At 48.5% G+C, this 24,882-nt stretch carries 17 protein-coding genes; 2 read left to right on the forward strand and 15 right to left on the reverse strand.

Features of this window, described 5'->3' with window-relative positions; all coding sequences use genetic code 11:
- Positions 1-94: 94 nt before the first annotated feature.
- The 10 genes from DWZ44_RS10490 to DWZ44_RS10535 form a co-directional block, all read right to left on the reverse strand.
- Entirely contained in the window at positions 95-3,145 is a 3,051-nt protein-coding gene (locus DWZ44_RS10490) for an SrtB-anchored collagen-binding adhesin (RefSeq protein WP_003060618.1), read from the reverse strand.
- Positions 3,146-3,416: 271 nt separating this feature from the next.
- Complete coding sequence (locus tag DWZ44_RS18205) at positions 3,417-3,566, reverse strand: hypothetical protein (protein WP_158565874.1); 150 nt, start codon at positions 3,564-3,566, stop codon at positions 3,417-3,419.
- A 316-nt stretch (positions 3,567-3,882) separates the two neighbouring features.
- Positions 3,883-5,295, reverse strand: a complete 1,413-nt coding sequence (gene rlmD, locus DWZ44_RS10500) for a 23S rRNA (uracil(1939)-C(5))-methyltransferase RlmD (RefSeq protein ID WP_117804823.1) — start codon at positions 5,293-5,295, stop codon at positions 3,883-3,885.
- 19 nt (positions 5,296-5,314) lie between these two features.
- Positions 5,315-6,145, reverse strand: coding sequence for a deoxyribonuclease IV (locus DWZ44_RS10505; RefSeq protein WP_117804824.1), 831 nt, complete (start codon positions 6,143-6,145; stop codon positions 5,315-5,317).
- A gap of 60 nt (positions 6,146-6,205) precedes the next feature.
- A complete protein-coding gene (locus DWZ44_RS10510; protein WP_117804825.1) occupies positions 6,206-7,738 on the reverse strand; it encodes an ATP-binding protein in 1,533 nt (510 codons plus the stop codon).
- Positions 7,739-7,766: 28 nt separating this feature from the next.
- On the reverse strand, positions 7,767-8,831 hold the full coding sequence (locus DWZ44_RS10515) for a metallophosphoesterase family protein (RefSeq protein WP_117804826.1): 1,065 nt from the start codon (positions 8,829-8,831) through the stop codon (positions 7,767-7,769).
- A gap of 129 nt (positions 8,832-8,960) precedes the next feature.
- A complete protein-coding gene (asnS, locus tag DWZ44_RS10520; protein ID WP_117762055.1) occupies positions 8,961-10,352 on the reverse strand; it encodes an asparagine--tRNA ligase in 1,392 nt (463 codons plus the stop codon).
- A gap of 76 nt (positions 10,353-10,428) precedes the next feature.
- Positions 10,429-12,897, reverse strand: a complete 2,469-nt coding sequence (locus DWZ44_RS10525) for a hypothetical protein (RefSeq protein ID WP_117804827.1) — start codon at positions 12,895-12,897, stop codon at positions 10,429-10,431.
- The gene (locus DWZ44_RS10530; RefSeq protein WP_117804828.1) at positions 12,897-14,054 is read right to left on the reverse strand and encodes a class I SAM-dependent methyltransferase; all 1,158 of its coding nucleotides are present in this window, start codon (positions 14,052-14,054) and stop codon (positions 12,897-12,899) included. The genes DWZ44_RS10525 and DWZ44_RS10530 overlap by 1 nt, the downstream gene beginning before the upstream one ends.
- 147 nt (positions 14,055-14,201) lie before the next feature.
- Complete coding sequence (locus DWZ44_RS10535; RefSeq protein ID WP_022461539.1) at positions 14,202-14,627, reverse strand: hypothetical protein; 426 nt, start codon at positions 14,625-14,627, stop codon at positions 14,202-14,204.
- A 163-nt stretch (positions 14,628-14,790) separates the two neighbouring features.
- Here DWZ44_RS10535 and DWZ44_RS10540 point away from each other — a divergent pair, with 163 nt between their 5' ends.
- Complete coding sequence (locus tag DWZ44_RS10540) at positions 14,791-15,882, forward strand: TM7S3/TM198-like domain-containing protein (RefSeq protein WP_158555001.1); 1,092 nt, start codon at positions 14,791-14,793, stop codon at positions 15,880-15,882.
- Positions 15,883-15,959: 77 nt separating this feature from the next.
- On the opposite strand, the gene DWZ44_RS10545 is transcribed toward DWZ44_RS10540, so the two are convergent.
- The 5 genes from DWZ44_RS10545 to DWZ44_RS10565 form a co-directional block, all read right to left on the reverse strand.
- Positions 15,960-17,180, reverse strand: a complete 1,221-nt coding sequence (locus tag DWZ44_RS10545; protein ID WP_158565876.1) for an ABC transporter substrate-binding protein — start codon at positions 17,178-17,180, stop codon at positions 15,960-15,962.
- Between the two features lie 160 nt (positions 17,181-17,340).
- Complete coding sequence (locus DWZ44_RS10550) at positions 17,341-18,006, reverse strand: RluA family pseudouridine synthase (RefSeq protein ID WP_117802482.1); 666 nt, start codon at positions 18,004-18,006, stop codon at positions 17,341-17,343.
- Positions 18,007-18,901: 895 nt separating this feature from the next.
- Entirely contained in the window at positions 18,902-21,190 is a 2,289-nt protein-coding gene (locus DWZ44_RS10555; RefSeq protein WP_199608692.1) for a hydratase, read from the reverse strand.
- 119 nt (positions 21,191-21,309) lie between these two features.
- Complete coding sequence (locus DWZ44_RS10560) at positions 21,310-22,401, reverse strand: PucR family transcriptional regulator (protein WP_117762063.1); 1,092 nt, start codon at positions 22,399-22,401, stop codon at positions 21,310-21,312.
- Between the two features lie 196 nt (positions 22,402-22,597).
- Positions 22,598-23,710 (reverse strand): ABC transporter ATP-binding protein, encoded by a 1,113-nt coding sequence (locus DWZ44_RS10565; RefSeq protein WP_055219170.1) that lies wholly within the window; start codon positions 23,708-23,710, stop codon positions 22,598-22,600.
- Positions 23,711-24,059: 349 nt separating this feature from the next.
- On the opposite strand from DWZ44_RS10565, the gene DWZ44_RS10570 reads away from it, so the two are divergent.
- On the forward strand, positions 24,060-24,875 hold the full coding sequence (locus DWZ44_RS10570; RefSeq protein ID WP_070100805.1) for a YesL family protein: 816 nt from the start codon (positions 24,060-24,062) through the stop codon (positions 24,873-24,875).
- Positions 24,876-24,882 lie beyond the last annotated feature (7 nt).

A 24,882-nucleotide genomic window follows, 5' to 3' on the forward strand; every position in this document is an offset into this window, starting at 1 on the left:
GCAGGTAAGTAGCAGACAAGCCAGAATAAGCGGAAGTCTGCCGACACGGTATCGGCGGAGAACGTGATTTTTCTTTTCTCATATCGTTACCGCCTTATGATTTCTTCATTTTACGGCGTTTGCAGAAGAAGATACCTGCCAGTCCAGCACCAGAAGTTAGTAATAATGCAAGCAGTCCGTAAAGGTTCGTGTTATCGCCCGTTTTTGGACTGTCTGTTTTATGCGGTGTATCTGGTGTCTGTGGTGTTTTGGGTTTCTCTGGTTCTTCTGGGACTTCGGGTTTTTCCTTAAAGGTAATCGTCTGTCCCTCGTTGTCAATGTCTTTATGCTCGGTAACTTTCTTCGGCTCGTCTGGATTGCTTAAATCGTACAATTCTTCAAAAGTTACAAGCTGTTTGCCGTCAAGAGAAGTAGCGTCAAAGGTAAAGGCAACTTCCGCTTTCATAGTTTCGCTGTCTGCGGTAAAGGTGTAATCACTTTCCACACGTTTTCCATTGATAAGAAGCTCTGCATTTTCTTCTTTCAACATCTGCCAGCCTACAAGTTTGTACTGTGTGCCGACTTCTAAGCCCTCTAAGGTTATGGTATCAATGATTGTTACCTCTTTTCCAGCTTCAAGCTCTTTGTTGCCGTCCTTATCGGTAGCAGTCGTATGAATTTTGATGATACGCTCTGTGATAAGTACCGTCTGTCCGTCGTCCTCAATGTCTTTATGTTCCGCAACTTTTACGGGTTCTTCTGGATTGCTCAAATCGTATAATTCCTCGAATGTTACCAGATTTTTACCGCCAAGCTCGGACGCATTGAATGTATAAGTAATTTCCACTTTCATAGCTTCATCATCAGCGATAAAGGTATAGTCATTTTCTACACGCTTTCCATTGATAAGAAGCTCGGTGTTTTCTTCCTTTAACATCTGCCAGCCTTTGAGCTGATATTTTGTGCCTTTTGTAAGTCCGTCTAATTTGACGGTATCAACGATTGTTACCTCTTTTCCTGCAAGGATTGTCTTTTCGCCGTCCTTACTGGTCGCTGTGGTATGGATAGAGATTTCTTTTTCGTATTCATCAGTCAAAGTACCTAAATCAATCACAAGGTTATTTCTTGATACCACGATTTCAAAAGGTGGGATAAGCTCAAAGCCTTTGTTACTATCGCAACGCATTTCTTCAATGATGTAGGTATCATAAGGCAACGCCCCTTTGCTGTCGTCTGGTTTAGAAGTTCCAAACCATACACCGTCCTCGCTGGTCTTTCCTGCGTTGGTATTATGCTTATGAGAAGCCCAGTCAGAAGAAGTGGAGAATTGCCCGTTATCATCAGTTACCACAACATGACTTTCGCCCGTTGTCTTGCTTGTGATCCTAAAGGGAACATCAGCAAGACGCTTGTGTGTGCCTGCTCCGATTTTTACGCCCTCAATATCTCCACGCTTAATCTGATTGTAGATAGAATGGGCTTCGTCGGTTAAATCAACGATTTTTCCATTCTCTGTGATTGCAAAATCAATCGGTTTTGCACCGTCTGTCAAATATCCGTTTGGAGCTTCACTCTCAACGATACGGAATTTTCCATAAGGTAAAAGGTCAGCAGACGTAGAAGCGACACCCTCAATGTCTGTATGGATTGTCTTTACCACTTCATTTTTCTTGTATAGCTTGCCCTCAACCAGTACCGCATTATCATTTAAGGAAATGATGTCAAAGGCAGTATCTTTCAAAGTGGCACTTCCTTGTGGTTTTGTATCGCCCGTTTCTAAATCTCGTTTCTGAATTTTCACACCGCCACGGATAACCTTGTCTGATACAGAAAACTGGTTACTTCCAGTCAATACGGCAAGGTCGCCGTCCTCGGTAATCTGTGTTACATATAAGCCCTTAATCTGTTCGGACTTATCGCCAGCCTGCATATATGCACCGTCCAGCAAGTAACCGTTTGGAGCTTTTGTTTCTTCTACGGTTAGTGTTCCAAGTGGAAGAACGGCTTTGCCGTCCTGCATATAGAAACTGTCGCCAGATACCTTGTATGCGTCCGCTAATTTTGTAACATAGTGGATTGTACCGTCGCTGTCTGTTTCGGCGATTGTCTTTGTAACCCATGTTCTTGTAGCTTCGGCAGGGAGATTGTCTTTATTGTAGAAGCCAGTATAATACTTCCATGTAAATTCCGCACCTGCTAAAGAAGCGTTCCCCTGCGGATTGTCTTTCTGTGTTTCCATATCAATCTTGAAGAGTTCAATCAAAGTGTCTGTTACCTTTGGTGTATCTGATACGTTCAAGGTCGCTGTCTTTCCAGCTTCAACCTTTAAGGAATATATATTTGTATCAACCTTATATCCTGCTGGTGCGGATAATTCCTTGATATAGACTGTGTCAGCCGTTACCTCTACGACATCTGTATTTCCGTTTTCATCAGTCGTAAGGGTGGCAAGCTGTTTCGTGCAGTCCTTATCAGCAAAGACACCGTATGTCGCACCAGCGATAGAGTAATTCCCGTTACCGTCTGTAATGCTGGTATTACTGGAAGTCTTTTGAAGTTTCGCATTTCCAACATTGAGTTTCGCCCAGAATTGTCCCAATTCCTGCCCCTCGCCAGAGTAGATATAACCGCCACATTCATAGCGTCCTTTATTCTCTTTGACAAAGGCTTTTGCACCAGCGAAAACTTCGTCCTGCGTTGCCTTTGGAATTTCATCATAAGAAGCTCGCACGTTATCGCATTGCCAGCCAAGATGTACGCTTAATCTCTGCCAGACAACAAGCTGTCTTAAAAGGTAGGCGTGGTTTTTGCTTATTCCGTTGTGGCTGTCTGTGTACTGTTTTACATATTCGATAGATAAGGCAACGTCGCTTATCTGGTCGGCACTCATACGGGTGCTTGCGTCAGCTCTGGTCTTGTAGCCATTCTTAAAGTCTGTGTTAATGTCGATACAGTAAGCGTCCTCGCCCTCAACGGTCAAATGTCCCTCATTAAAGGTAGAACCAATCGAACCGTCATTCATTACTTTTTCAACGATACCGACACGCTCTTTTGACTCCGTCCAGTATTGCTTACTTTCTGCATGAACGGGTGTAGTCGGCAAAGCAGTAACGACAGTTGCAAGAGCTAAGAAGCCCGTACACAATCGTTTTAACATCTTTTTCATAAATCTAATGCTCCTTTCATTTTTGGTAATAAAATAACCGTCCATAATGAACGGCTGAAAATAGAAAAGGAACGTCATTTTAGGCGTTCCATAGTCTATGAGTTATTCAATTTTTCTTGTTTCAATACTGATGTGCTGTACCATATCTTTGCATATCTAGGAAAACTTGCGTATCAAGGCTCATTCAATGGTAGTAAATAAGTAGTAAATTGATGTGTTTGTTTCCTTGAAAATGCTGATAGATACTGTGTTTTAGCGGATAATCAGATTTTTATTGTGTTTTTTTGTTAAACAGAGAATAGAAATCCTGTTCCTGCAAATCATTCAGAGTGAGAATAGCCTTATCATTCAAACCGATGTCTCCCTCCGATAAATGTTCCACCATTATCCATGATTCTAAAATCTTATTTTTTTCTATCATTTATGAACAAAACTCCTTCGTATCTGTTTGAACTCTCTATCTATCTTCCGATACGTATTCACGTTTCTTCAAATGTAAAATTATGTCCCACTAACCAAAACTAACAAAGGGACTTAAAGAACCAAGTCAAAGAAAAAGGATTCTTCTATTTCTACGATATCGTCATATCATCCGAAAATGTTCCAGTGCCTCCCTTATAGCCGCTTCTTTCCCTGGCGGACACTTCGGCTGTCTAGAGTTTTCCAATTTTGACAGGTTATAATTTGCCCTCTCAATAATGCCGCATTTCTGCTTCACCTGTGCGATATACAAGTTGCTAACTTTCAATCCGCTTTGCTTCAGAAACATAATCCTTGACTTCCGCATAGATCGCTTTACTCTCCGCCGCCATCAAATCAAGCTCATCCATCTCTAATTCCACATTGATATGCTTCAACTTATTTGATTTAAGTTTGGAAAGCAACACGATACTTTCCACATGCTCCGACCACGCGAACATATCATACCCCCATGCCTCTTCTGCCTTATATCCGTGTTTTGTCAGATACCGCAGGTCTCTCGCCAATGTCTCCGGATTGCAGGAGACGTAGACCACTTTTTTCGGTGAAAGGGTTACGACAGAGGACAGAAAGGCTTCATCACTGCCGGCTCTTGGCGGGTCCATGAAGACGATGTCGGCTTTTTCGCCTTTTTCGGCCATGGAGACCATGAAGGCGCCGGCGTCGTTCTGGTAGAAGGAGACGTTTTTGATTTGGTTTCGTTTGGCGTTTGTTACGGCATCGCGGACGGCGTCCGGGTTCAGTTCGACGCTGATGACTTCTCTGGCATCGCGGGATGCGATGAGGCCGATGGTTCCGATTCCGCAGTAGGCGTCCAGGACGCGTTCGTTTCCGGTGAGGCCGGCCAGGGAGATGGCTTTTTCGTACAGTTTTTTCGTCTGAACCGGGTTGACCTGGTAGAAGGACTGCGGGGAGATGCGGAAGGTGCAGCCGCAGAGTTCATCCTCGATGTAGCCGCGTCCGAAGAGGACAATGTCGCGTTTTCCGAGTACCATGCTGTCGGTGCGGTCGTTGACGTTCAGTACGATCGTGGTGATCTCCGGGTGGAGTTTGCGCAGGGCCTTTACGAAGTTGTTTTTTGACGGGAAGACTGGTGATACGCAGACGAGGACGACCATGATCTCGCCGGAAGCAAAGCCGGTGCGCACCATGACGTGGCGCAGGAGGCCGTAGCCGCTGTCCTCGTTGTAGATCATGATTTTGAAGCTCTTCAGCAGACTGCGGATATCGCGGATGATGGCATCGGCACGCTGATCCTCGAGCAGGCACTCATCGACCGGGACCACTTTGTGTGTGCCCTTTTCATAAATGCCGGATATGATCGTTCCGTCTTTTTTGCGTGCAAAGGCGGAATTGACTTTATTCCGGTAATGATAAGGATTTTCCATGCCAACCATGCCTTTGACCAGGACGATGCCCTTCAGAGTCTTCTTCAGGAACTGCTCTTTTTTCGCGAGCTGCTCTTCGTAGGAGAGGTTCAGATATGTGCATCCGCCGCATTTTTTCTGATAAGGACATTTCGACGATGATGAACTCTTTTTCTGCTTTCCTTTTTCCGGTGCCACGCTCTTTGTTTTCTCGGTACGAACGGCTTTCTTTTTATTTTCCCTGTCGAAATACGTCTTTTTTCTTCCGTCAGATCTTTTATTCTTCTCTCTCGTGTTTTCCACTTTCTCTTACCTTCTTCCTCTATTTCGCAAACCCGCGCAGCAGCGCGATCTCTTTTGCATATCCGTCCAGCTCATTCGGTGTTTCCAGATAGAACGGCAGTCCCGCCAGCGCCGGATGTGTCACAATCCGCTCAAATGCCGCAAGTCCCAGCGATCCCTCGCCGATCTTCTCATGGCGGTCCTTATGGCTCTCAAACGGATTCTTGCTGTCGTTCAGATGAACCGCTTTCAGCTTCGAAAGTCCTACCACGCGGTCGAACCTCTCAAGCACATCATCGAGGTGATCCACAATATCGTATCCCGCATCGTACGCATGGCACGTATCTAGGCAGACACCCATGTGGTCTTTTAATTCCACGCGCTCCAGAATCGCCGCCAGCTCCTCAAACGAGCGGCCGACTTCGGTTCCTTTTCCTGCCATCGTCTCGAGCAGCACCGTGGTCGTCTGCTCCGGTTTTAAAATTTCATTCAGCATCTCCGAAATCAGACGGATTCCCTCTTCCGCCCCCTGTCCGGTATGGCTGCCCGGGTGGAAATTGTAGCAGTTTCCCGGCGTATACTCCATCCGTTTCAGATCATCCGCCATCGTCATCCATGCAAACTCTCTCGTGTGCGCATCCTTCGAGCACGGATTCAGCGTGTACGGCGCATGTGCCAAAATGCGCTCGATTCCATGCTCCTTACTGTAAGAAAGAAACGCTGCGACATCCGCCTCGTCGATGGCTTTCGCCTTGCTTCCTCTCGGGTTTCTTGTAAAAAACTGAAAGGTATTCGCCCCGATGGACACCGCCTCTTTTCCCATGGCAAGATATCCTTTGGACGATGATAAATGACATCCTATTGTCAGCATAACTTTTATTCTCCTTTATTTCCAAACCACAACTCACCGATTCTCTGCGAGCCGCATTACTTAAAGCACAATTTTCCGGTACGGAATTCCCATCTCCGAGAGTGCTTCCTCCTCCCGCTTCTGACACGTAAAGAGCAGCACCTGCGTCCGGTTTTCCGCCAGCCATTTCAAAGTTTCTTTCAGCCGGTTTTCATCGTAAAACGCAAACGATTCATCGAGAATCACCGGCAGCTCCTCCTCGCCGCAGAGCACATCCATCGCCGCCATGCGGAGCGCAAAGTACGCCTGCTCGATCGTGCCGCGGCTGACCTGTTCAAGCGGCACATATTCGTCTGCGTTGTGAAGGCCGATCCGCAGATTCTCATCCATATTCACCTGCAGATAGCGGCCATTCGTCAGCGATGACAGCGTTTTTGACATCTGCTGTTTTAAGCGGTCGCCGATCCGGCTCTGCATCTGTACGGAGAGACTCTGGATCGTCTCCCCCGCCAGGGAAAGCGCATCGAGTTCTTCCTGCAGATGATCTTTTTCCGTCATGGAAATGCAGAGCTCTTCGTATTCACTCTGCAAGTTCGACAGCACCGTCTGTTTCTGCCCCAGCTCCTGCTTCAGGCGGTCCACATTCCACTGCTGGCGGCGGATCGCCTGCTCCTCCGGCTCCGTCACGACCTGCTCGACCTCCGTTTTCCGGTGACGGAACAGACTGTACGCCAGATACAAGAGCGCCGCAATCGCAAGCCCGAGTCCCGTTCTCGTCAGCAGCGAATCAATATGGAAGAACTGCAGAATGCATAAGAACAAGAGAAATCCAGCCAGCGCCACGCACGCGGCACCCCATTTGCGGCTCTTCCGAGATTCTTTTTTCATCTTCCGCACCCGTTCGATCGGCACATCCTTCTGATAGATATCCCGCTTCATCTGCTCTTTCGCCTGCTGCAGATTCTCCTCGCTCTGACGGCACTCCTCCGTAAAAACGGAAATTTTCGTCTCAAGTTCTTCCTTCCGTTTTTCCAGTCCCGCCAGCGTCTTTTTCTGTTCCTGCTCCAGGCGCTTTCTCTTCTGCTTCAGCAGATCCAGCGCCGCCGCCACATCGAGCTCTCCATCGCTGCTCCCCTGGTAATTTGCCATATAGTTCCGCAGCTCATCCGCAAGCCCTTCCTCGGTTCTTCCTTTTAACTGCCCGATCGAAGCCGTATTATCATACACAATCTCACTGACACCGCCGAGCAGCATGGAAAGATCGCCGTCCTCCACGGAGAGCACCTCGCCGTCCGTCAGGCACACCAGCTTTGCATTGGCGTTCTGCCGCCCGAAATTCCGTGTCAGACGGAACCGTTTGCCGCCGCTTTCAAGCACCATCTCTCCCGCATAGTATGCCGGATTTTCCCATGGCTCATAACGACTGTAGACATCATTTTTTGCCGCCCGCCCCCGGCCGCGTGTCATGCCGAACAGCATGCTGCGGATGAAGGTATGGACGGTCGATTTTCCGCTCTCATTTTCCCCGCTGATGAGCTGAATCCCATCGGAAAATTCCAGTGTGCGGTTCTGCATTTTTCCAAAATTGCGGATTTCCAGTTTTTCTATTTTCATCTTCTATATACCTCCCGCAATCTTTTTTTCAGCCGTTCCTGCGTGCCGCCAGCAGCGCCTCGAGACCATAGTCGAGCGCCTTCTGTGACTGCGCATCCGTCTTTGTTTCAAACGCTTCAATATAGGCGCTGATCAGACTAGCGCCATACGTTTTCTTCAGCTGTTCCAGATCGTACGCCGGACGTGTTTCATCCTCCACGGAGATGACTCTGCCGCAGTCCAGCAGCCGTTTCGGAGAAAATTCCAGCTCGGCGGCGCGGTGTCCCGTCAGTTTCAGACGGATGATTTTTCGGATCTTTCCATCCTCCCGCAGCGCCAGTTCCTGTTTCAGCTTTGTCTCAAGCGCATACTGCGTCAGATCCTCGGTCACATTCAATACCAGATCTTCGTATTCATACTGCGCAAACGGCACAAACTGAATCCGCGTCCCATGCTCGTCCACCGTTCCGCGGATGTACCCGTGCGGACCCATCTGTGTCTCATCCGTCGGCTCAAGCGCGCCTGCGTACGCCATTTTGTCCGGAACCAGAATCCCCGGCTTGTGGATATGCCCGCACGCGATATAATCAAATCCCGCCTGCGCCATGCGCCCCGGATTCCACGGCATGTGGCGGGCATCTCCGCCGTGTGCGAGCAGCAGATGATACTTCATCTTCCCCTTCGGCGTCACATCGTCCAGCCGGTTTTCCAGGATCTCTTTTTTATCATAGCTGCATCCGTAAACCGCCGTCTTCTTCTCCGGCACTTCGACGCACTCCGGCTCCGGCGACAGCAGCAGCACCACGTTGTCCGCCCAGTCGAAGCCGCGGTAAAAACTCTCCCGCTTCACATAATCGTGGTTTCCGGCAATCAGCACGACGATCGTCTCCGGAATGGACGCAAAAAGATCGTTGATCTCTTTCAGTTCCCGCAGAAGCGGCTGGCGCTGAAACAGATCCCCGGCGATCAGCAGAAAATCCGGCTTTTCCCGTCCGACGAGGCGGATGATCCGCCGAAAACTCTCCCAGATGGATTCCCCGCGCTCCTCGCTCCAGGGAAATCCCGCATCCGGCTGCATGCCAAGATGCACGTCCGCAATATGAATAAACCGCATAGGCGCATACCCCTTTCTGGATTCATTTTCTCCATTACTGCAATACGGACGTCAGGCGCACCAAATCCACATTGGATTCCACTGCACCCGGCATCCGTATTTTTTAAGTTTCTATATCACTTTTCGTAATTACAGCTCACAGTTGTTTACTGTTCTCGGGAACGGGATGACGTCGCGGATATTACCCATTCCGGTCAGATACATGACGCATCTTTCAAATCCCAGTCCGAATCCTGCATGGTGGGTAGAACCATATTTTCTGAGGTCCAGATAGAATCCGTAATCTTCCTCAGCAAGTCCCAGCTCTTTCATACGGCCAAGCAGTTTCTCGTAGTCGTCCTCACGCTGGCTTCCGCCGATGATCTCTCCGATGCCAGGAACCAGACAGTCCATAGCGGCAACTGTCTTGTTGTCATCGTTCAGCTTCATGTAGAACGCTTTGATCTCCTTCGGATAATCGGTAACGAAAACCGGTCTCTTGAAGATCTGCTCGGTCAGATAACGCTCATGCTCGGTCTGCAGATCGCATCCCCAGTATACTTTGTAATCGAATTTGTCGTTGTTTTTCTCCAGAAGCTCGATAGCCTCGGTGTAGGTTACACGGCCGAACTCAGAATTTACGACATGGTTCAGACGCTCGATCAGTCCCTTGTCCACGAAACTGTTGAAGAACTGCATTTCTTCCGGTGCATGCTCCATAACGTAGCGGATGACATATTTCAGCATTGCCTCAGCAAGCTCCATATCATCCTCCAAATCAGCGAAAGCGATTTCCGGCTCGATCATCCAGAACTCTGCTGCATGGCGGGTGGTGTTGGAATTCTCTGCACGGAAGGTCGGTCCGAAGGTGTAGATATTGCGGAATGCCTGTGCAAAGGTCTCGCCGTTTAACTGTCCGCTTACGGTAAGGCTTGTCTTCTTTCCGAAGAAGTCCTGTGTGAAATCAACAGCGCCGTCCTCGGTTTTCGGAATATTGTCAAGATCCATGGTGGTTACCTGGAACATCTCGCCGGCTCCCTCGCAGTCGCTTCCGGTGATCAGCGGGGTGTTGACATAAACGAAGTCTCTCTCCTGGAAGAACTGATGGATCGCATAGGCGCAGAGGGAACGAACACGGAATACTGCCTGGAAGGTGTTGGTTCTCGGACGCAGATGGGAAATGGTACGAAGGTATTCCATGGAGTGGCGTTTTTTCTGCAGCGGGTAATCCGGTGCGGAAACGCCCTCTACGGTAACTTCTGCCGCCTGAATCTCAAACGGCTGTTTTGCCTGCGGGGTAGCAACGAGGGTACCTTTTACGATGATGGCTGCGCCGACGTTCATTTTGGAAATCTCAGCGAAGTTTTCCATCTCATCGTGGTATACGATCTGCAGGGTTTCGAAATAGCTTCCGTCGTGCAGAACGATGAAACCAAAGGTTTTGGAATCACGTACGCTGCGCACCCAGCCGCCTACGGTTACTTCTTTGTCCAGGTATGCTTCCCGGTTTTTATAAATCTCTCGGATGGTTGTAAGTTTCATTGTCTTTTTTCTCCCTAAATATTCATAGTGCTTTCTTTATTCTAGCACTTTTTGCGTCATTAGAAAACCCCGCAAATCACTCGATCTTTACTTTTTTAATATAACTGATGAAGACATTGCCGTTCTGTGCGAACAATGCATCGCTGTCATCGTCAGAAAGTGCAGTTGTCTCGCCCGTTGCCGGGTTATACAGCCAGGAATTTCCGAAAATATCGTATCCGGTCAGAAGCAGACTCTCGTTCTCGCCGGTCTTTACAACAACGCCGTAGCCGCTGCTGATCATGTAGAGAATTTCTTCTCTTGTGCAGCCCGTCAGGTTCAGCAGTTCGTAATCATCACCGAGTGACTCCTTCAGCACGTTTTCGTCCAAAGATGCACTCTGGAATCCCGACGGCATCGTTGTCTCGTCGAGGCGCATGCCCTGCTGGCGGTTTCCGCGCTCCCACACATAGGACTGGCTGCTGTTCAGCACAACGCCGACATTCTCATCGGCAAGCTGTACGGCCTCGGCCGGGGAGCTTAAAATGGCGATCAGTTTTCCTTTTCCATATACATAGTAAAGATCTGCGCTGCCCGTGTCGTACGACATCGTAAGATCGGTCCGTAAGGTTGAATAGATATATTTCGGTGTCAGTGTCAGAAGCGACTGTGTTTTGCCGCTCGTCGAGAATTCCAGAAGGAACTGCTGCTCTCTTCTGTCGTCCACCGTTGCCAGGCGGCCCGTCACCAGTTCCTGGCTCTGCTGCTCGCCGTTCATGATGTGATCCTCCGGCGCATCCGCATAGCCGTTTTCCTGGCGTACCACGCGGTCCAGCTCCAGAAGGCCGTCCGAAATCGACACGCCTGTCACATAATAGCCGTTCTGGTGATACTCTTTTTTCACGGTTCCGTCGATGCTGACAATCCGCACCGTATGCATAGCGAAAACTTCATTGCCGGAAATATCTTTTAAAATATCGCTGTCGTTTGCCATACCATAAACAAAGTCTTCATTGATAAAGCCAAGTGCCCGGATCTTCTGTCCGTCATCCGCCGCAAAGCGCTGCGTTTCCCCGCTCTCCAGATTCATCACGGTGATGTTCATCGCACTGCTTGCATTGTCCGCATCCATCCACGCGATGCTCTCCTGGCTTTCCGATACTACAAAGCAGTCCTCCGGGATACTTTCCCGGACCACCGTCGTCGTGCCGGTTTCAATATCTACCTTACACAGGTTCTCATTCAGATAGAGATACATCTCTCTCTGCTTGTTGACGTAGGAGAGGCGGTCGAGCTGTTTTTTCAGCATCTCGTAGGAAATATCCGCCGGAACGAAAATCTCCTCGGTTGCCACATTCCGCTCGGCGCGATAATAGTAAACGGCTGCTCCCACTTCACCCTCGTGGTTTCCGCGGTTCATATAGCCATAAACAACAAACGTCACATCGCCCGCATCATCCACACGTACAATGTTGACATCATGCTCTCCGTGCTGTTCCCGGTCATCCATGCTGCCGTTCTCACGGAAGCTGAAAACGCGGATCGTCTTGTTGGCGCTGCGGTTGTAGCACCAGAGATCACCGTTTACTACAAATGCGACAATATCACCTGCCGTATTCGTCACATACTTGGTATCCTCGCCGGTCACACCGAGGTTAATGCCGGATTTCGTCAGAACACCAAGCTCCGGATCAAAGATCTGCTGTGCGCTCCGCTCGAAGTCCAGCAGAATAATCTCTCCGTCGGACTCTCGCATCCGGTAGAACTCGCTTACGGTATAATACTCCGTCTGTCCGTTCTCATCCTGCGCACTGATCATGTACTCCTGTTTGATGCTGGTCGTCGTCTCATTCGCTTCTTTGATCTGCTGCACCGGCTGCTGTACGATCGTCGGTGCGAGGCTTCCCCAGGAAATCTGGTCGAGGCTGGAATGAATGTTGACATTGAGGAACGAAGAATTATCCCCCGTCTCATCCGGCTCAAGCTGCGGAACGAGCGCTTCCGCCTGCGTTTTATCCAGGCATGTCTGCGCAAACATCTGCGTGTAGGCCAGATAATCGCCGACCTCCACGCCGTTGCGCTGTACAATGCGGGTGTAATACCAGGCAGACTGGCCGTTTCCGTAGGCAACCTCGAGCTTCAGCGTATATTCCTGATTCATCAGAATCGCGGTCTCTAACTGGAAGTCTGCTTTCAGATAGCTTCCGTCCTCGTCAAACGATTTCAGCACCGAGTTTTCAATCAGCGCTCCGCCGTCTGTGCTTTCCACCGTATAGGTCACGTTTATAATTTTCTGTCCCTTCGCATCAATTTCAAGCGTAAGCGAACGGTCCATCGGCAGCGGTGTCAGGTTTTCTCTTGTCGTTACGCCGTTCATCTCCTGGCGGTATCCGTACATGCGGTTCACTGTCGTGTCCGCGGTCTTCATGTACAGCACCGGAAGACTCGCTGCGTCCAGATCGGTCGCATTCTCCGTCGTCTCGTGGCTCATCAGGTGTGTGAACACACCGACTGATGCGGCAAAAACAAGAAAAAGGATCAGAATCCTTGCTGCTCTTTTATTCATCACGGCTCCTCCTTTTCTGTGAGGAGGTCTGCCAGTGTCGGCTTCACATGGTACGCTTCCATGCACACTTTCAGTTCTTCCGGCAGTTTTTTCGAGCCTTCCTGGCGTTTTACCGCGCGGATCAGAAGGTTCTTCGGCGTGTTCTCCATGTCGATGAACTCAAGAATCTGTGTCTCATAGCCTGCATTCTCCAGAAGCTTTGCCCGGATTCCGTCGGTCAGAAGCGCCGCCATGCGCTCTTTTAAGATGCCGTAATCCATGATCGGATACAGTTCTTTGTTTGCAATCTGGCGGTTCAGCTCATGCTGGCAGCACGGAACGGAAAGAATAACTTTTGCATTCCATTTGACGGCCTTTTCCAGCGCATAGTCAGTCGCCGTGTCGCACGCGTGCAGCGTCACCACCATATCGACCTCGTCGCGGCCGGTATAAGAAGCGATGTCACCCTGATAGAAATGCAGCTTTTCATAGCCGTATTTCTCCGCCAGTCCGTTGCAGATTGCGATGACATCCTCTTTCAAGTCAAGTCCGATGATATTGACATCCAGTTTTTTCAGTTCGCGGAAGTAATAATACATCGCAAACGTCAGATACGATTTTCCGCAGCCGAAATCGAGAATCGTGATCTCGCGGTCCGATGGGAGCTGCGGCAGGATATCTTCGATGAACTCCAGAAAGCGGTTGATCTGGCGGAACTTGTCGTAGCGGGTCCGCACGATTTTGCCTTCTTTTGTCATAACACCAAGATCCTGTAAAAAAGGAACCGGGATTCCTTCTTCCAGAATATACCGTTTCTTCCGGTTGTGCGCCAGATTGACGGGTTTGCCGGTTCCTTTCATATGCGGTTTCTTTTTGATCGTCATCGTTCCCTTTTTGCTGACCAGAACGGATGCTGTGCAGGTGTCGGATTCGAGCTGCATCTGCTTGAAGGTTCCGTTCATCCAGTCGCTGATCCGGGTGATCACGTCGTCTTTTGTCATATTTTTATGAAACTCCTTCGTGCCGACGGTCTCCTGGCACTGAAAGAGCAGTTTTCCTTTTATTTCAACCGGGCGTATTCTCACTTTGGACACTTCACTGTCCCCTCTTGGGCCGCTGATCGTGATACGGTACAGCCCTTCCCGGATTTCATCCTGTAATAATTTCTGTAATTCCATTTATACTCTCCAAACTTCCTGAATCGTTTGTAAACATGTGTAATAAAGCCCCTTACAACCTCGCTAATATTGTAATCTGTTTTCCGCAAAACCACAACAGAAAAATTATTAAAAATGTGTTACCCTCTTATTACTTTATGGCGCGGTTTAAAGCCACAGATTGTAATAATGTTTCCTCCTGCTCCGCCTCCGGAACATTTCATTATAAAAAAGAACGCCGATCAAATCGAGCAGTTCCTCTTCTGCCGTTTTCTCATCCTTCCCGCCGTTTTCCCTGCTGTACTGACGTGCGATATTCCGGCAGGTGTGCTCCATCATGAGCCGGTCCGGGAATTCGTCGTACATCATGCTGCCGCGGTAATCCATGCGGTCACACTCTGCCTCCACCAGCCGCTGCAGATCAGATGCCGTCCGGGAATAATACGACTGCATCCGCTGCCGTTCCCGCGCTTCCTGCTGCTCCTCCATACTTCTTCCCCATAAGGGCTGTGACGCAAAAAACGGCTCCGGCCGCTCCATCGGATTTCCCTGATAGGAATTTCTTCTATTTTCATACACTCTATCCTGATTCATGCCTGTTTTATTTCCTTTTTGCTCTTCCTTATACCATATGCACACCGCCGCCATTCTGCCGTTTTCCAGATCTCAAACACAATTTCACTTGCCAAAACCGCCGTTCCGTACTAAAATACAACCTGTATCTATTTTTCCGATACATCATATAGGAGTGAATATCATGAATCTGAATATGCAAGCTTTTAACATCAACACGCTGCTTGGCGGTCTCGATAAAGTCCGGGACGTCATGGGTGTTTACCAGCAGCAGCTTCTTCTGATTGTGATTGTTTTTGCCCTGCTGAACTGTTTCTTCGGCTATGCGCTCCGCAAACTCTGGAGCGTCATTCCCGGATTTTTTCTCGGCGCGGCCGCTGGTTATGCAGCGGGTACCTACACGAATCAGACCACGACGATCACCCTGGCGCTTGCCGTCGGCACCGGTCTTCTGACCGCAATCATTGCCTTCGTCCTCTACCGGATCGGACTTTTTCTTCTGATCTGCGGGCTCGTCGGCTTTTGCCTCTGGCATCTCGTTAATCCAAACGATATCACAGGTTATGGACTCGTCGCCCTCGTCGCTTTCGTGATCGGCCTGATCTGCGTTCCGTTCGAACGCATTTCCGTAATCCTGGTCACCTCCATCTGCGGCGCCCTCACGACGATCCGCATGGCATATTTCTTCAAGGACCTCGATCTGAACATGATGTTCTGGATTGTCTCTGCCATTCTCGCCGCAGCAGGCATGCTCTTCCAGTTTAAACCGTGGAAAGAGGCGGACTACTGGGAGGATGACGACGAAGAAGAACGCGAACACCGTGCAAAAGCGCGCGCCAGACGGAAGCGCAGATCCGGTTTCGATCCTCTTCCATCCAGAAAGAAGAAAAAGAAACGCCGCGGCTCCTCTTCCTCTTCTTCCGGCAACGCAAGAGATCCGTACCGCAGCTATCAGAAACCGTCGAACCGTACCCGTGTTTCGCAGAACACCATGTACGATTTCCGTTTTGTTCCGGAAGAACCTGACGATGACGACGATGAGAAAGATCTTCCGAAAATCATCCGCCGCCGGCCATCCGCAAAACCGGCCGCTCCGGAGGAGTTTGACGAAGAAGAAACATCCCCAAAAGCTTCCATGGGCGACACGAAGCCGTATACCTCTCCTTCCAAACCGCAGATCACCGAGGACGGCATCCCGGATGTCGATCTCTCCGCGATCCGGCAGCAGATTTCCGAAGAGGTACAGAGAATTTACGAAGACGATCAGAACTCGTAATCCGCACTGCAGCGCAGAAAACCCGGCAGGCAAAGGAACATTCCCTTGTCTGCCGGGTTCATTTTTTATCCTGATTTTCAGTTATAAAGATACTTCTGATTTGTCTCCAGATCGATCGTGTCTTTGTCGAGCCACTGATATCCCGTATCGATCTTCTGATCTACCGGAAGTCCCTGAATCGCGCGGACGGCCGCCACGATTGCCGCATAGCCAAGACCGTACGGATTCTGCGTTACGGTACCGTACTCGCGTCCCTCCTGGATCGCTTTCTGCTGTTTTTCACCGGAATCAAAACCGACAATCTGAATCTGCTCAGTATTTTCCATATCTGCCAGCGCATCCAGCGTCTGGTCTGCCATGTCTTCGTTCGTACAGAAGATGCCCTTCAGAGCCGGGTAGGTTTCAAGTGTATTTTTCAGCATGTCCGCGATGGATTCTTCTCCATCTCCGTAATTCACCTGAACCACTTTCACATCGGTATATTTTTCTTCGATCTCTTTTTTAAATGCTTCCACGCGCTCTACGCTGCTCTCGGTGTTGTACTGATGTGCAACAATCGCAACCTCTCCGCTGTTGCCGATGGCCTCGCAGAGATGATCTGCCGCAAGCTTTGCTGCCGCTGCGTGATCAGTCGCACATGTCGAGGTGATCAGATCACTCTCGATACCGGAATCCGCGATGACGACTGGAATCTGGCTGTCGGAAGCCTCTTCCATCTGTGCCTGTCCCGACTGCTGGTCAATGATGCCAAGGATCAGCGCGTCCGGATTTTCCGAAATGACAGAGTCGATGATATTGATCTGAGAGTTGGTGTCACTTTCATTTTCCGGGCCTTCAAATGTCATATAAACTTTGTCGTTTCCGGTGTAGCCAAGCGAGGCGTTCAGATCGTCAAGTGCCTGCTGCGCACCGGCTTTTACGGCTTTCCAAAAACCGGCACTTAAGTCTTTTGCAACCACGGCGATGTAAGAGCCTTTTTCAACGGTAAGTCCATCCACGGTGTCGTACAATGCTTCCATGCCGTCTTTGTGCGGAACGGTGATTTCTATTCGTTTTTTGTCTGCTTCTTTTCCTTCATCTCCAGAGCTTTCAGAAGATGTGGATGCACTGGCTGACTCTGCTGTAGAATCTGCGCTGGACGATGAGGCCTCCGGGCTTTCTTCTGCCGCCGGAGTTTCTGTCACTTCCTGAGACGACGATGCTGCGGTGCTCTTGTCTGTCACTGCTTCTTTTCCGCATCCAGCTGCCGAGCACAGCAGGATTCCGGAAAGCAGTACTGCAATCATTCTGCGTTTCATAATTCTCCCTTTCTGCTTTGCCTGATGAATCATTTTCCATTACTTTTTACAGTTTTGTTACATAACCTTTCTCTATTATACACAAACCGTAAAAATAGTCCAGTCCTGTTTTCTTATAATTTTCTGAACTTTTTTTGCAATTTCACATAGCTCTGAATAGTTACACAAAGCTGTGGAAGATTTCACCTTCTGGTTTTACGGTAAACGAAAGCCGTTTGCCTGTCCGCGGATGCTTCAGCTCGAGATGATGCGCGCACAGCGCCAGAGATCCTTTCTCTTTCGCCCCATATTTTGCATCCCCCGCCAGCGGATATCCCGCATGGGAAAACTGGACGCGGATCTGGTGGTGGCGGCCCGTTCCGAGGTGGATCTGCACCAGGGTTCGGTTCTCCTGTGTCCTTATCACTTCATATTCCAGCACCGCTTTTTTCGCTCCGGCGGTGCCTGGCTGTACGACGCGGGATGTGTTGCTCCGTCCGTCTTTTACAAGGAAATCCTCAAACTTCTGCACGCCCTGTTTTTCGATTTTTCCCTCACAGACGGCGAGATACTCTTTCTTCATCGTCCCGTCCTTCACCTGCCGTCCCAGTTTTCCTGCGGCGTCTTTGTTTTTCGCAAACACCAGCACGCCCTCAACCGGCTGATCGAGCCGGTGAACGACCGCCAGATATGGAATCTGAGTCCGCGCCTGACCCGGTGTTTCCGCCCTTGTCTGCTTCGCCAAATAATTCAGCAGCGCATGCTCCAGATCCATCTGTCCCATCCGCGCATTCTGCACTGCCATACCCGCGTGCTTGTGAACAACAAGAATATCGTTATCTTCCATTAAAATATCTTCTCTGCAAAATCCAGCCACTTTCTTCTCCTGTTCTGACTTCTTATTTTCGATACACGGATTTCTCCGCTGTTATGCTTTAAGAAGTATGCACCATTTCCGCCGCATCTGTCAAGAAAAACATGCCCGGCGGACGAATTACACAACACAGAAAGCGATCGCCATACCAATCATTTTTTCTGATACAGCGACCGCTTTTTCTTTATTTTCCATATTCAGTTTTTTCTCTACTTTCAAGGATTTTCACTGGTTTTCTTTCTTTACCGATCTGTGATCTTTGTTTTCGCTTTCGTTTGATATTTCAAAGATCGTTTCTCTTCCATTTCCCTGTTGTAGATTTTCTTTTTTTCGGGAAGATGTTCTTTTTCAGAGGCTTTTCCTTTGTGGTTAAGATTTCCACTCCGAAAATCTTTTCCTTAGGATTTCCTAAGATCTGCTCTGATCTCATGTTTATCAAAAGGTTTTCTTTCGAACTTCTTTTGTATGGATCTTTATCTCAGGTTTTCTTTCCTTTCGGAAGTCTCTCATCTTAAGAACATCTTCCTTTTCCCTTTTTTTCCATTCTTCTATAGAAGATTTCTCGTCTCTTTCTATGAAAATGGTTTGTTCTCTTGAAAAGGGGGTCCCAAGTCTTTCTCTTTGTACCTCTTGGTTAGGTTTTTGTTTTCTTGTTTCTTTGTGATTTTAATATAACAGATCCGCCAGCATTTGTCAACACATTTTTAAAATATTTTTACTGTTTTTTTATATCACTTTTCCTTTTCTTAATTATTGTGTTTATTTTCTGAATTTTATATTGTTTTCTGATATTTTATTTCAAATAAGTGCGCAGAAAAAGAGCTATGAAACAGACTTTTCTCCTGCCACACAGCTCTTTCTCAAATACTTATCCTCTATAATAGTTGATCAGGCATCCCTTGCGGATGATTTCTCTCTCATCATCGGTCAGCGCGCCTAACGTCATCTCGAACGGAACAAGTGCTCCGTCTTTTACAACGTACGCTTTGATCACATCGGCTTTCTCTTCCACTGCCTTGCGGATCTCCGGTACAAAGATGTAATCTCCGTTTGTAAATGGCAGATCTCCCTCCGGGATCAGGAATGGAAGCATGCCCCAGTTGATCAGGTTGGAGCGGTAGCGCTTCGTTGCATACTCGTTGGCGATGTTTGCCCAGCCGCCTAATACCTTCTGGCAGGAAGCTGCCTGCTCACGCGCAGAGCCGTCGCCCGGTTTTACAGCGAAGATGGTGGATCCGACACCGACGTTTGTCTTGTCGATATCCGGGTACTGGGTATGGATGGCTGCAAAGACCGGTTTCAGTTCCGGAAGTGCCTCTGCCGGGCAGTTTCCTTCCTGGATGGCTTTCTCTGCGACCTGTACTTCTTTTGCACGTCCCACGTAAGCCGGATCTTTTCTTGACAGGGTGAACTCTGCCAGTCCGAGCGGGTTGGAACGGAAGGAAGAAGTCTCGCCGGATGGAATCAGCTCGTCGGTTGTCGTAACCGGATCGTGGATCTCGGAAACAACCTTCAGAATCAGGTTCTCGGCAAGCTGCGGCATAGCCGGCCAGTCTTTGATGTTCGGTCCGAACTGGATTTCTACAGACAGATCTGCCACACCCTTGCTGTCGAAGACACGGTTCTCGTAAATCTTCTTGTCGAAATGGTATGCCGGTTTCGTGTATGTTCCGGTGAACTCGTCTGCTGCGGTCAGGAATCCCTTGTTTGCTGCGGTTGCTGCAATGGAACGTGCATCCATCAGGGCAACGGAAGAAATCTGGCCGTTCTGGATCTTGGATCCCTCGCGGTTCGGGAAGTTTCTGGTGGAGTGACGGATTGAGAACGCATTGTTTGCCGGAGTATCGCCTGCGCCGAAGCACGGTCCGCAGAATGCGGTTTTTACGATCGCACCGGTTTCCAAAAGATCTGCCAGTTTTCCGTTTCTTGCCAGCTCCATATAGATCGGGGTACTTGCCGGGTAAACACTTAAGGTGAACGCATCGTCGCCAATGCTGTGGCCTTTCAGGATATCGGCTGCGTCGCAGATGTTCTCAAATCCGCCGCCGGCGCATCCTGCGATGATTCCCTGGTCTACCAGGAGTTTTCCGTCGTGTACTTTATTTTTCAGAGTGAACGGAACTTTTCCGTCGAGGCTGATGGCTGCTTTCTTCTCTACATCGTTCAGGATGTCATCGAGGTTTGCTTTCAGCTCTTCAATGGTATAAACATTGCTCGGATGGAACGGCATCGCGATCATCGGTTTGATCTTGTCGAGTTCTACTTTTACAACGCCGTCATAGTAAGCAACCGCGCCAGGATTCAGCTCTTTGTAATCTGCGCTTCTGCCGTGGATCTGATAGAACTCGCTGATCTTCTCATCGGTTCTCCAGATGGAGGACAGACACGTTGTCTCGGTTGTCATAACGTCCACACCGATCCGGTAATCTGCGCTTAAGGAAGATACGCCAGGTCCTACGAACTCCATAACTTTGTTCTTTACGTAACCATTTGCAAAGACTGCACCGATGATGGCAAGTGCAATATCCTGCGGTCCTACGCCCGGCTGCGGTGCGCCTGTCATGTAAATTGCGATCACTCCCGGCATAGCGATATCATATGTTTTGGAGAGAAGCTGTTTTACCAGTTCCGGTCCGCCCTCGCCCATGGCCATGGTTCCGAGTGCACCGTAACGGGTGTGGGAGTCGGATCCGAGGATCATTTTTCCGCCGCCGGCAAGCATCTCGCGGGCAAACTGATGAATTACTGCCTGATGAGGCGGTACATAGACGCCGCCGTACTTTTTCGCACAGGTAAGACCAAACATGTGGTCATCTTCGTTGATGGTTCCGCCGACTGCGCAAAGGGAGTTGTGGCAGTTGGTCAGCACGTACGGTACCGGGAATTTTTCCAGTCCTGACGCGCGCGCGGTCTGAATGATTCCAACAAAAGTAATGTCATGCGATGTAAGTTTGTCAAATTTGATCTGCAGATTTTCCATGTTGCCGGAAACATTGTGGTCTTTTAAGATTCCATAGGCAATGGTTTCTTTTGCAGCATCCGCCGGACACGGCACAGCGCCGGTACGCGCTTTGAGTTCCGCGCGGCCTTCTTCTGTATCCGGGATGATGTCGATTCCGTTGACAAGGTATGCACCTGTGTTCAGTAATTCAATCATGTCGTTCCTCTCCTCTTGTTGTTGATAAAATGTTAGGGTCAAAAAGTCTTTTGACCCCTTCGATACCCGGATTGCTCCGTGCTTTGCACTCCCGCAATCCTGTACGGCTCTGAACGGTTTTACAGATTTTCGCTGTTGTTCATATACGTCATGTAGCTTACGACCATCATGGCAATTTTAAAGGTCAGCGCATCGTCAAATTTACGAATGTCGAGTCCTGTGCTCTTCTCGAGCTTCTCCAGACGGTACACCAGAGTATTTCTGTGTACATAGAGCTGACGGGATGTCTCGGACACATTCAGGTTATTTTCAAAAAATTTATTGATTGTGGTCAGTGTTTCCTCATCGAACGTATCCGGCAGATTTTCGCCGAAGACTTCGGTCATAAACATTTCGCACAGCGGAATCGGGAGCTGATAGATCAGACGGCCGATGCCGAGGTTGTTGTATGGTACCACGTTTTTGTCTGCGTAGAAAATTTTTCCTACTTCGAGTGCCATCTTCGCCTCTTTGTAAGAACGCGATACACTCTTGATCTCGTTGACCGGATTTCCGTAGGAAACGCGCACCTGGGACATGGCCTCCGCATTCAGCATATCCACCAACATTCTTGCGGTCTGGTTCATATCCTCGAAGGTGTCGGTGTCTTTCAGTTCTTTTACAATAATAATGCTCTTCTCATCGACCGCGGTGATGAAATCTCTCGGTCTTGAAGCAAAGAGGCTCTTTACTGTCTCCTGTGCGCTGATGTCTTTTTCCAGCTTCGTCTCTACCATGTAAACAACGCGGCGCACATCTGTGTCGATGCGAAGCTTTTTCGCGCGGTTGTAGACATCCACCAGAAGAAGATTGTCGAGAAGAAGGTTCTGGATAAAGTTGTTTTTGTCCAGACGCTCTTTGTATGCAATGATAAGATTCTGAATCTCACATACGGCAACCTTTCCGATCATATATGCATCGTCGCTACTTCCTTTAGAAATCAGAATATACTCCACATTCTGGTTGTCATATACTTTAAAATAATGATATTCCTGTACAATCTGGCTGTCCGCAGCGGATAATACAAAAGAACGGATGCTTTCTGCATCAATCGCGGTTTCCGGGAATGTGGTCACCAGCAGAACACCATCCGTATTCGTCACACATAAATCAATTCTTGTAATATTTCTTAATTCATCAAGGGTTTTCTGTAATACCTGACTTGATACCAAATCTGCCACTTCCTTTCTCCTGGCGTATTTTACTCCAGGGTGCGTCTTATCTATAACTATAGCTTATTTTTTTCTCATTGGCAACTATTTTTTGCTTCGCAAAAGGAGGGCGGTGCATATGCAAAAAGGACCGGTATCCGAACGGATGCCGATCCTTTTCTCTATGTTTGCGCATACGCGCTGATGTTCATATGGATTAGTTGGTAATGGTGATCTCTGTCTCTTTGTCGAACAGATGAACTTTCTCCATATCCAGAGCAAATTTAACGGTATCACCGCTTCTTGCAGTTGTACGAGGATCTACGCGGGCTGTCATTGGGAAGCCTTCGCAATCGAAGTACAGGTAAACTTCTGCACCTAACAGCTCGTATACGTTGATCTTGCACTCAACTACGCTGTCTTTGGAAGTTTCGATGAACATCTGAGAATCATGTACGTTCTCAGGACGGATACCCATAACAACGGTCTTTCCGTCATATCCGCCGTCGATAACAGCTTTTGCTTTGGAAGCCGGCAGTTTCATGTTGTATTTACCAACAGTAAGAGTAACGTCGTTTCCGTTAACTTTTACTTTTGCATCCAGGAAGTTCATCTGCGGAGATCCGATGAATCCTGCAACGAACAGGTTGCCCGGTGCGTTGTACAGGTTCTGCGGGGTATCTACCTGCTGAACAACTCCGTCTTTCATAACAACGATTCTGGTACCAAGTGTCATAGCCTCGGTCTGGTCATGTGTTACGTAGATGATGGTAGCGCCCAGTCTCTCATGCAGTTTGGAAATCTCGGTACGCATCTGTACACGAAGTTTTGCATCCAGGTTTGACAGAGGCTCGTCCATAAGGAATACTTTAGGATCACGTACGATTGCACGTCCCATAGCAACACGCTGTCTCTGACCACCGGAAAGAGCTTTCGGTTTACGGTCAAGCAGTTTCTCCAGGTCAAGGATTTTAGCTGCTTCTTTAACCTGTTTGTCGATCTGATCTTTCGGAACTTTTCTCAGTTTCAGACCGAATGCCATGTTATCATATACGGTCATGTGTGGATACAGAGCGTAGTTCTGGAATACCATTGCGATATCACGGTCTTTCGGCTCTACATCGTTTACTACTTTATCGTCAATTTTCAGAGTACCATCGGAGATCTCCTCAAGACCTGCGATCATACGAAGTGTTGTAGATTTACCACATCCAGATGGTCCTACGAAGATGATAAACTCTTTGTCAGCGATTTCCAGGTTGAAGTCTTTTACTGCTTCAAAACCGTTCGGATATCTTTTTGTAATGTGCTGTAAAGATAAACTTGCCATTTTTGAATCCTCCCTAAATGAACATCATGCGTTTTATTATGAGTTTTGCATTTGCATCTCTCTTGCTTATGGGATTAGTATACCTTTTCTACCCGCATTCGACCATGCCACAATTACACAAACTTTCCTCCGGCAGATTGGCAATTCTGCTTTCGGATTTTCTCGAACCGTTCTCTTCTGTCCACTTTGCACAAACAAAATGTTCACTCTTATACAAAATGACGAAACGAAAAGTTTATATTCTCTTCATTGCATTTTTCTGAAAAATTCGCTATACTTTTCTATGATGTCTGCCAGCCGGAACGTTAATCGGCGGCACACTTAATTCAACAGAAAAGAGGAACAAATTATGAGTTTTTTCAGCCTGGACAGTAAGTTCTCGCAGATTATGGGCCGTGTCTTCGACCTGATGATGCTGAACATTATTTTCCTTATTATGTGTATCCCGATTGTGACAATCGGCGCCAATTTCACAGCAATGTACTACGTCACGCTGAAGATGATCAAAAATGAGGAGACGTATATCTTCCGTACCTACTGGAAATCCTTCCGCGAAAACTTCAAGCAGGCAACTGCCATCTGGCTCATCCTGCTGGCGGTTCTGATTGTTCTGATTCTTGATCTTCTGCTGGTCATGAGAATGCCGGGTACCATCACCTACCTGCGTTTTGTTTTCCTGGTACTGATCTTTTTCGAGGCCATGGTACTTTCCTATGTATTTCCGGTACTGAGCCGCTTTGACAATACTGTAAAAAACACGATCAAGAACTCCATCCTGATGGCAATCCGCCACCTGCCGTGGACCATCATGATCCTGCTCGTCAATCTCTGTCCGCTGCTGATCTATGTATTCTCCACGACAAAGATTGTCAGCTATCTGATTCTTCTGATGTTCCTTCTGGGCTTTTCCACGGTAGCGCTTGGATGCTCCTGGTTCTTCGTAAACAAAATCTTCCCATTCTATATGCCTGAGGAAGAAAACGAGGTTCTGACACCGGAAGAAGAATCCTTACGGGCACTCGAAGCAATGGACAGACCAAGCCCGCTGACTGAACGTTCCGATGACGCTGCTCCGGCTGAAACTACCGATGCTGCAGAAACTGCTTCGGAAGAGGAATCTGCAAGCCCGGCTGAACAGACAGAAACAGACGAAACAAACGAATAAATAAACT

Origin of the sequence: Blautia sp. AF32-4BH (assembly GCF_003460565.1) — a bacterium.
GTDB lineage: Bacteria > Bacillota > Clostridia > Lachnospirales > Lachnospiraceae > Fusicatenibacter > Fusicatenibacter saccharivorans.